Here is a 916-nt window from a genome sequence, read left to right as displayed (position 1 = left end):
CTATCGCCGGAAGAGCGTCAGCAGGTGCTGGAGATTTGCCATCGTCCTGAGTTCGCCAGCCTGCCGCCTGGGCAGATCGTGCCGCGGCTGCTGGACGAAGAAGGCCGCTACGTGGCGTCAGAGTCCAGCTACTACCGCATCCTCCGGGAGCATGGTGAGCAGCACCACCGTGGCCGCGCTCGCGCTCCACGTCCCAAGGGCGACCCCCAGCGACACCGGGTGACACGCCCCAATGCCTGTTGGAGCTGGGACGTGACCTACTTACCGACCCAGGTGCGTGGTCAGTTCTACTACCTGTACATGATCGTCGACATCTACAGTCGCAAGATCGTCGATGCCGAGGTCTTCGACCAGGAGTCCATGGCCAATAGCAGCGAGGTAATCCAGCGTGCCGTGCTGCGCGAAGGCTGCATCAACCAGCCACTGGTATTACACGCCGATAATGGCTCCGCCATGAAAGGCTCGACGCTTCAGGCGACGCTGCAGCGGTTAAATATCACTCCGTCGTACAGCCGCCCTCGGGTCTCCAATGACAACGCCTTCTCAGAGTCGCTGTTCAGGACCTGCAAGTACCGGCCCGACTACCCGATGGACGGATACGAGAACCTGTCAGCGGCGCAGCAGTGGGTGACGCGCTTCGTGCAGTGGTACAACCACGAACACCGCCACAGCGCCATACGGTTCGTCACCCCGGGGGAGCGGCATGCCGGCCTGGATAACGAGGTGCTGGCAAGGCGAGACGCCATCTATGCCGAGGCGAAACGGCAACATCCCGGGCGGTGGAGCAGTGCCACCCGCAACTGGACACCGCGCCGGACAGTCTGGCTGAACCCCGACCAGGAAGACCCGCTGGTTCAACAGGATCAGCGATTAGAAGCCGCCTGATTACAGGTTCCAACAAGCTTGACAGACATCG

General features: G+C 62.0%; 1 protein-coding gene. It reads left to right on the top strand.

Going from position 1 to position 916, the window contains the following annotated elements; genetic code table 11:
* Positions 1–885: IS3 family transposase (locus IZU87_RS17275; RefSeq protein WP_213115365.1), on the top strand; the 885-nt coding region annotated here is incomplete at its 5' end.
* Positions 886–916: the final 31 nt, after the last annotated feature.

This window comes from Cobetia sp. MC34, assembly GCF_018340035.1.
Taxonomy (GTDB): domain Bacteria; phylum Pseudomonadota; class Gammaproteobacteria; order Pseudomonadales; family Halomonadaceae; genus Cobetia; species Cobetia amphilecti.
The sequence above is the reverse complement of the archived record's forward strand: the minus strand, read 5'-3'. Positions and strand labels throughout refer to the sequence as shown.